This window comes from Saccharopolyspora elongata (assembly GCF_004348985.1).
GTDB classification, from domain to species: domain Bacteria; phylum Actinomycetota; class Actinomycetes; order Mycobacteriales; family Pseudonocardiaceae; genus Saccharopolyspora; species Saccharopolyspora elongata.
The window spans coordinates 23,188-32,665 of record NZ_SMKW01000097.1 but is presented as its reverse complement, the minus strand read 5'-3'; the positions used below and the strand labels follow the sequence as shown (position 1 = coordinate 32,665).

At 66.7% G+C, this 9,478-nt stretch carries 1 protein-coding gene (cut by a window edge); it reads left to right on the top strand.

Annotation, left to right across the window (positions count from 1 at the left end):
- The first annotated feature begins 306 nt into the window (after positions 1-306).
- Positions 307-9,478 carry the start of a DnaJ domain-containing protein gene (locus E1288_RS40620; protein ID WP_132493996.1) on the top strand. The gene runs 23,066 nt beyond the window's last position, so only the first 9,172 of its 32,238 coding nucleotides appear in the window; its start codon is at positions 307-309; the stop codon falls past the right edge of the window.

Here is a 9,478-nt window from a genome sequence, read left to right as displayed (position 1 = left end):
CCCGCATACCAGCCCCCGTCCGAGGAACCGCCGCCCGCGTACCAGCCTCCGGCCGCGGAGCAGCCTGTGGGTTCTCCGCCACCTGGTTCGGCTCCGCCACCGGCGGGCTCTCGGCCCGGTTCGGCACCGCCACCGGCGGGTGTGTCGCCTGTGGGTTCTCCGCCTGCGGGCTCCCCGCCACCTGCGTCGGCTCCGCCTGCGGTGTCTCCGCCCCCGGGCGTCGGCGGGGAAACGCCGCCACCTGCGGGCATCGAAACCGGACCGGTTTCGGTGGGGCAACCGGCCGGGCAGCCGCCGGTTTCCGGCATGCCGCAGGACGTCGGTTCGAACCAGGGCTTGCCCGGCTTCGACACGACGACGCCGCACGGAAACGCGCCGCAGGGCGTGGATCCGCCGGTCGGTGACCAGAATCCCCAGGCCCAGCAACCGTCCGCCGAGCAGCCGCCGGTGCGGCACACGCCCGTCGAGCAGCCGCCCGCCCAGCAGCCGGGCGGCGAGCAGTCGCCGGGGCAGCAGTCGCCGAACCAGCAGGCCCCGGGCCAGCAGTCGCCGGGGCAGCAGTCGCCGAACCAGCAGGTCCCAGGTCAGCAGTCCCCGAACCAGCAGACCCTGAATCAGCAGTCGTCCGGCCAGAACCCGGGTCAGCAGACCCCGAACCAGCAGGTCCAGGGGCAGCAGTCGCCGGAGCAGTCGGCGCCAAGCCAGCAGAACGCTGGTCAGCGCGGCCTCGACCAGAACTCGGTGTCGCTAGAGCGCGACCAGCCACGAGCGGACCAGCAGGAGCAGGGCGAGAACGGGTCCGCGCAACTCCGCCCGACCGGTCAGCAGGCCGGGCCGGGGCAGCAGTCGGGAACGCCGAGCGCCACGTCCACGCCGTCCGGTCAGGCCGGCAACTCGCAGGCACCTTCGAACCCCGCGGGCACGTCGAGCACCTCGACCCAGGACGTGTCCCGGGACAAGTCCGACCAGTCGGCCGTGGGCGATCAGGTCGGCCGGTCCCGGCTTTCGACGCAGCTGTCCTACGAAGCGCCGACGGGTGAGACGTCGACCGGGAACCAGCCCCTGACCCAGCGCGACGGGCCGTCCACTGTGTCCTCCGGCAGCGATCAGCGGACGAGTTCGGCCACGTCCGGCAAGGCCGGAACGCCGAAGAGCGGCGGTGAACCGCAGCTGCAGGTGGCGTCGGCACAGCCGGTGGTGCCAGTGGCGGGCCCGCCCGTTGATGAAGGCTATGTGAGCGAGGACGAGTCCCAGCACGATGGGGACGTGTCGTTCGTCCGGGACGCGCCGGAGACGTTGGGGGAGACTGCCCCGGCGTCGGTCACGGACCAGCCGACGGGTGCTGTCCCGGCGGTGGCCCCGGTGAAGGACTCGTTCGTCGATGAAGGCTATGAAAGCGGCGATGAGTCCGATCCCGACGTAGATGTCCAGAGCCCGTCGGAGACTCCGGTCGAGACCGCTTCGCGCGATCTGTCCGATATCAAGAATTGGCAGGGCCCGCTGCCTCAGGTGGTGTCGCTGGATAGCTTCCCGGACGACGATGTTGCCGCGGAAATCATGCGGCGGGAGTTCCCGGAGTCCCTCAAGGTGAACCGGGCTCCGGAAGGCAACACCGACCCCGCGCTGGCGGATGATGCGCCTGGGCGCCGAATCAACTGTGGCGTTGCCACGATTCAGGAGTTCCGCAGCAGGAAACACGGTCGGCAGTTCCACGCTGGACCGTCGTCCCGGAGAATGTCGGTGGGCGAGATGCACGACTACTTCGGGGCGCGGTTCGAGAAACAGGAGGGTGGTCTGTCCACTCTCAACAAGACCATTCTGGACAAATGGGAGCCTGGTGCGCAGGGGGTCGTGTACATCAGGTCCCCCAAGGGGACGGGACATTTCTTCTTCGCGGAGAAGAACGATGCGGGCCGGGTGACCTATGTCCATCCCCAGGACCAGAAGGGGCGTCCGGCTTTCCTGCCGAAGGATCCCGACAACCTGATCCTTCTGCTGTCGATCCCGAAGGGGCACCCCGCCGGCCCGCTCAAGACCGCGCTCCCAGCCGTCGGCGACACAGGTCCCGCACCGGCTGACACCGACATCTATGATTCGTTGACCGGCGGGACTGGGGAGGAGTTCTCCCGCCCTGAGCCTGGCGGGGATGTGCCGCTGTCTCCTCCGCATCTCGAGGCGAACTCCGAGGACATCGAGGATCGACTCAATCGGATCATCGACGACAGCGAGGCGATCGACGATTTCGACGTCGACGTGTCGCAAGCCGAGCTGCAGAGGCATCCGGCCGAATCCAAGCACACGTTGCTTGTAGCCGGTGAGCAAGGGGTCTGGCTGACTCCGGAAATAGCGCGGGCGTGGCTGGCCGAAAGCGGGTACATCTATCCCCAGGAGGGCGGCATCGACCTGGCCGCGAAGGTGTACCTCAGCGGCCCGCCGATCACCCGGAGCGGAGCTCCCGGTGGGGGTTTGTACTACATCACGAATGGTCCGGCCGACATGGCTGGGCGGACCTACGGGATCGATGAGGCGCAGCGCTTCTACGAGACGATTCGGCACTTGGCGGGCCGGCACCACTTGAACGAGCAGAAGCGTGTCGAGAGCGCGGTCAACGAGTTGACGGAGTACGTCCTCAAGGCGTATCCGCCCGACCGGTTCAGCTACGTGGGCATCGGTCGCAGTCCAGTGCCGGTCGTCGCGGCGCTCCAGTCTCGTGGCCACGGCGCCATCAACCTACCGTTGTCGAGCTTCCGGCCGGCGCCGTTGCCGGACTCCGTCCTGCACGGCATGTTTGCGGCGATGGGGTTCGACCCGCCAACGGATGGGCAACTGGAGCTGCTCTCCGCGCACTTCAACGAGTTCTTGGCCGATTTGCCCCACGGCCGGGATGTGCTGTTGATCGACTACGTTCAATCGGGACTTTCGTTGATCGCAGCGCAATACTACGTTCAGCAATACCTGAACGCAGCCGAGGGATCGCACGCGCCGGTGGTGCATGCTCTTGGGATCCACGAGGACGGCGATACTTCCTCGTTGAAGAAGATTTCTCGCGATGTTCTCTCTGACGACGAATTCCCGGTGCGGGAGCGTCGTCAGTGGTTTGACCGCATCACTTTCGTATCACTCGGAGGCCAGGAAGACCCGTCCAGTGGGAATCCTGGGCTGCTGGCGAGAGCGCTTTCGGAGCAGGCTTTCGACGGACTTTCCGAGTTCGGCTCGTACAAGATCCTGAAAGTCGATCCGGACGATCCCCAGCGGCCCCGCCGAGCTGACCGCGGAACGGAAGCCGACGTGGCGGCGAGCGGCTTCCGGCTGCTCCAGAACGTCATCGACGACAGCCGGAGAGGGCAGGATCCGCAGGGCAAGAGCATCGATGGCGGGCATGTGCCGGGTGAGGACGGCATCGATGAGTCCTGGACCGGCGGGGCTGGGGCGGAGTTCTCCCGCCCGGAGGGTGCGAAGCGGAACGCGCACGCCGGAGGGCTGTCTGAGGCGTCGTCGGGAGATGGCACACCGGCCGGATCCAGCTACGGCGATGTGTCGGACCTGGCGGAGCGGCTGGGGGACTTCCACGTCAGTGGTGACGCAGCTCAGTGGCGTGGCGACGATGGTGTGTCGAGGCTGGCGGAGCGCCTGGCCGAATTCCACGTCAGCCATCAGGACGGTCAGCGGCACAGCATCGGCGACGCCACGGTCAACCAGCAGGTTTCTCCGGGGCGGCAGCGCTTCGATCCGCCGGAGGAGCGGCTGGCGCACTACCTCGCCGCTGTGGAAGACGGTGAGCGCGAAACCATGCACGCGCGCCGGTCCGCGGCACTTGCCGAGTTCGGCCGACCCGTCCCCAGCCCGAAGCTGGTCGACGTGGACGAGCAGACCGCCGATTACCGGCCGCATCCCACGAAGCCGGAGAGCGACGCCCCGGAGTCCGGCGGGCACTTCCACAACCTCTACGGGCGGGACGACGCGGGCAGTGTCGCGGTGATGATGGAGAACTACCGGGCCAAGGGGGGTAGGTACACCGCCAGCGATGCCTTCATCCACCAGTGGTCGCAGGCGGAGGCGCTGTTCAACGAGGTGACCAAGGCGAAGGAGATCGACAAGCGGGCTCCGAAGCTGTTCGGCAGGAAGACGAAACCCGGGGATGTTCCGGATCGGCTTCCGGACACCATCTTCCGGCAGAACATCTCCGGCACGGCGGCCAAGGACGTTTTCGGCAACGTGCTGGCCGGCCGGAACGGCGTGGACTTCGATGCCCACGATGATGTCTACGCCGAGGTCATGAAGACGGTGAACGGCAAGTCCACGAAGAACATCGTGGACACGTTCAACGAGTTGAAAAAGCTGCCCGACGACCAGAAGTTCCACATCTCGGGTGGCGGCGTCAGGCGGGACGGCTCCGGCAACTTCCAGCTGCGGTTCGACATCAGCAGGGTCCGTGCCGGGACCGTCCGGCGATCCCCGCGCGGGGACAAGGCGCGGATTGTCCAGGCCGACCACGCTCGGCGTGAGCCGAAGCGCAGAGGCGCGTCCGGGCCCGCGACGGGAGGCCGGCGCGAGGTTCGGCCGGCGCCGTCCACGGCGAACACGTCTGGGCATCCCACTGGGTTTGATGCGCAAGAGCATCAAGAGCTTCTCGAACTCATGCGCGGGGTGAACAAGGATAATTTCGATGGCGATGTCGACGGCGATCTGGGGTATCGGACGAATTGTGCTGCGGCGACGATTCAGTTCTTGAACCGGTTGGCGCATCCTGATCGGGCCAGGGAATTCGTGGCCGGGCCGAGTGGGGAGGTGCATCGGGATCGGATCGAGGGTTCGGGTCTGAGGTATGTGGGCGAGTTCTCGGGAGTTGCCGATGTCGAGGAATATCTGTCACGCCTGGAGCGCGGCGCGTCCGGCATGGTGCTCGCGTATTACCCTGACGGTGGCCACTATTTCGCGGCTGTCAAGAAAGATCGCCCCATTCTCCTGAATCCTCAGGAGGAGAGCCAGCAGTTCTGGGATTCTCCGTCGAAGGTGGAGTTCTGGGAGGCTCCCCAGGGCGTGGTGCTGACACCGATGTACTCGCCGGTCGGCACGCGCTCGGCGGCCGAACGAATCGCGGCTGAAGAGCCCGATTCGGTTCCTGACAGCTCGGAGGTCAGGCAACCGTCCGGTTGGGGCGGTGGTTCGTCGCCTTACCAGGGCAAGGATGACGCGGGGCGCCCGGTCAAGTTCGGGCGTGGCGAAGTGGCTGTGAAGGGGATCGATGCAGGCGATATGAGGCTGGTCTCCGCGCTGCCGGACACCGGTCTTGCCAACGAGGTGAAGCGCTGGCTGCAAGGTGTCCGCGACGCCACGTTCAGCGTGGTGCGCACGATGCCCGGCGAATCAGCGGCCAATGCCGTGGAGAACAGCTGGGTTCGTAACGCCGAAGTGACCATGAGATTCGATGGTGCGGCGGTTCTGGCGGTCAGCGCCCGGGGGGGCGGCAGGTACGCGCTGCCCGTCCTCACCGATAGCGGGGTACTCCGGGTCTGGGTGGATGCGAAGACTGCCGCGCAGGCGCTCGTGGCCGAATCGACGAGCGTCCGCCGAGCCAACTCCGTGCTACTGCTGCTATCGGGCTCCTATTCGCCCGATGCCCCCGTGGAACTCGGTCGTAAGCTGGCCGATGCCAAGCCTGAACTCGCGGTGAGCACCGGTGACGGCCCGATGGAACTGCAAGACGGTGGACGCCTGGTCGTGCTGGACAACGGCGGAATGCTGACCTTCCGTGGCGCCACGAAGTTCGCTTATGGCCAGACCCGCTTCTCTCGTGCCGAGATCGACGAAATCAATCGACGGTCAACGGTTCGGCCGGAACCGGAGACCCGGCCTCGCGCGGATTCCCGTCCGTACGATCGCACCGCACCCCGGCCCGTACCCAGGCCGGAGCCGGAGTTCCGGCCTAGCGCGGATTCCCGTCCGCACGATCGGCCGGCACCCCGGCCGGCTGCGCCCGAGTTGTACCCCGGACTGAATGATTCCAACCGTTCCGTCACTTTCGCTCGAGAGGATGCGAAGTTCGGCGCGCTGCGCGACGCGGACGGGCGGCGGCGTGGATTCGAGTTGCTGGCGGATCCGGCCACAAGGGCGGAGTTCCGCGATTGGGCCAAGGGCATCCGGGGCCCGATCCGCGTGGTGCGCACCATGCCCGGCGAGTCGGTCGGCGAAGCAAGGCGCAGGAGCGGGTCCCGGCCCAACAGCGAGATCGCAGACTCTCCCTTCGCGAACTCACTGGTCCTCGCGGTCAGTCCCGTCAGGCACGGGTTCATGATCCCGGTCGACTCCGACGGAGGCACCACCGAGATCTGGGTCAGCGGAACCACGTTGGCGAACTTCATCGCCGATTCCGAACGGGTCCAGGAAGCCATTCGGCTCCGGGGATTCGATTCGCTGTTGCTTCCGGTGCACGGTGCCTCGCAAGCAAGCGGCGTCAGGGACCTGGCCGCGCGCTTGCACTGGCGTGGACTCGCGTTGCGGGTGTTCACCGCGGACACCGAGATGGGGCTGGCGTCCGGTGGGCGCATCGGGGCCAGGGACAACGGAAATTGGCTGGGCTACTACAACCAGACGGTTCCGTCCTACACCGGCTCGGAGCAAGAAGTCCTGTCCTACTTCTGGACGGAAGGCAGTTTCGCCAAAGACGAACTGCGCGACGAGATTCGCCGACGTGAAGCGAGCCACTCGGAGCCGCGCCCGCGTCCGGACGCACCCGGTGCGCGACCGACTGCGTCTGGCTCGCGGCCGAGCACATCCGGTGCGCGACCGGCTCCGGCGAGCCCGCCGATGGACCCCTACAAGGTGCTGGGTGTCGAGCGTGATTGGCCGTTCCACCGGATTGAGCGGGCGGCCGAGAGGCTGCGAATGGCGGGGCGCCCGGACGCTGAACGGCAGCGGATCGAAGAGGCGTTCGCCAAGGTGAAGGAGGAGTTCTACAGCGGCCGGAGCGAGGAGTCCTCGGGCGCGCAGCCGCGTCCCGAGTCGACCTTTCGGCCCACCGGGCAGCCGCCGAAACCGGAACGGAAGCCGGAATCGAAGTCCAAGCCGAAGCCCTCCGGGCGGCCCGAGAAGGAAGCGCCTCGCCCCGAGGCGGGAACGTCCCGTCCCGGCCCGGCCGGGTCGAGTTCTGAGCCGAAGCCATCGGGCCGGAACGAGCAGGCCGGGTCTCGCCCGGGCGCGGATCCGAAGGGCTACTACACGGCGCTGGGTGTCCAGCCGAATGCGGACGACAGCGAGATCAAGAAGGCGCATCGGAAGCTGGTCCTGAAGTGGCACCCGGACAAGAACAAGGCCGATGACGCCCAAGCGAAATTCCAGAATATCCAGAACGCCTACGAGGTCTTGTCAGATAAACAAAAGCGGCAGAGGTACGACGACGAGTGCAAACTGGAGGAACTGCGGGCGGAGTTCGAGCGGACGCGCCCGCGGCAGCCTTCGCGGAATTCGCCGGGGCCGAGCTTTTGGGATATCCCGCGCCGCCCCGCGAACCCGGGGAGGAGTGGCCGGGACTATCGCAGCGACAGGACGTCCCGCCATCGCCGGCAAAGCCAGGGACCGAGTTGGTTCGGTTTCGGTGGTGCGTCGTCGGTGTCGGTGGGTGCGTCGTCGGTGCGGCCGGGTGTGGTGTCGGCGGAGACGTTTGAGGGTGATCCGGCTGGTCATGATGCGTATGTGAGTGAGAATTTCGCGGGTATGGAGGGGATCAACCGGGACAATTATGTCGCGGGTGTTGCGGGGCATGATACGAATTGCCAGCCGTCGTCGATTCAGGCGTTGAACCGGGAGATGCGTCCAGGTCGGGCGAAGGAGTTCGTGGCCGGTCCGAGTGGTGTGGTGCACCGGGATGAGGTGTCGAAGACGGGTCTGCCGCCGATGGCGAAGCAGGGCCGGGGTTATGACGATGTGACGGATTTCGTGGCGGGCAAGGACACCGATGGCGCGTATGGCCTGGTGTATGCGGAATTCGGCGATCGTGGTGGCCATTTCTTCACCGTGCACAAGCGTGGTGGGGATGTGGTCTTCTACGACGGGGAGTCGCATTCGCTTGTGCGGTTGGGTTCTCCGGTGGAGGTGTGGTTCTCGCCGGTGACCTCGAACAAGGTCCTGACGCCGGTGTACACACCGGTAGGGGCCGTCGGGAAGGGCGAGCCGGGCCTGGGCGGCGGCAGGGACCCGGAGTACTGGGGAACGATTTCTGCGAAGCCGGCCACGTTCAAGCACAGCGATCTGCGCATCACCGACCGACCCTCCACCAGTCACAGGCCCGCGAGCATTGCGCTGCTCTCTGACTCCGAGCTCGGTGCCTTCGAGGGCTGGCTGGATTCGATCGATGGTCCCCTTCGGGTGGTGCGTACCCGTTCCGGCGAATCGACGACCACTGCTCTGGCGGCCGGGCCCGACCGTGAGATCACGGCACCGTTCGAGCCGGACCTCATCCTCGCGATCGACACCGACGGCAGCGCCCTCGCGGTCCCGGTGATCGGCAAGCGTGGAAAGACCGAAATAGCCGCGGTGGACCACTCCACGGCCACGAAGATCCTCGGCAACATCATCAGGGGCGGCAACAGCTCGTCGGTGCTGCTGCTGACGCTCGGTGCCGACAGGCCGGGAACCTCGGTCAAGGTCGCCAATGAGCTGGTCAAGGCGGTACCCGGCCTCACTGTCAACACCCCCAAGGGAGTGACGGTGCTGGCAGACCGCGGCCGGATTGTCGTGCTTGCCGACGCTGGTCTGATGAACATCAGTACCCGAACGAAGACCACGCACAACGAGGTCAGCCGCTTCTTGTTCAAGATGAAGGACAAGAAGGACGAGACGGTCGTGAAGAGGACCACCTGGCTCGAGACCCGCTTCGGTGAGGAAAGCAGGCCCGAAGCCGTTCGGGGGGACGGCGAATCGGCTCGCACGAAGCACCGCGAACGGCACGCGAAGGGGGAAAGCGGCCAGCGGAAGGAGTCCCGTCGGCCGCGGCAGGATGAGCTGCCGCGCGGATCTCGTACTAGGAGAACGGATTCGGGCTCCGTGGCCCGACAGCGGGACGAGTCCGGCCCGTCCCAGAAGCCTCGCCGGGAGCGGACGTCGGATGCGCGCGCGGAGGCAGGCCGCAAGGAGGATGTGACACGCCGCAAGGCGGAGCAGGCTCGCCGCGAGGCTGAAGAGGCGAGTCGCGCGCGGGAAGAAAGCGAGAAGAAGGTCCGCAGGGCGGCGGAGAAGGCCCGCCGGGCGGAGGAGGCGCGCAAGGAGGAGGCAAGTCGCGCACGGAAGGACGCGGAGGAGGCTCGTCGCAAGGAAGAGGCGCTTCGCGAGCAGGAAGAACGTAAGCAGAAGGACGCGAAGCGCCGGGAGCGCCATAAGAAAGAGGACCCGTGGCGTTGGGTGGATAACGCCCTTCCGCCAATCCGCGAGAGGTTTGAAGCGAAGCAGCGTGAGGAGCAGCCTCGCCGCGAGGAAGAACGTG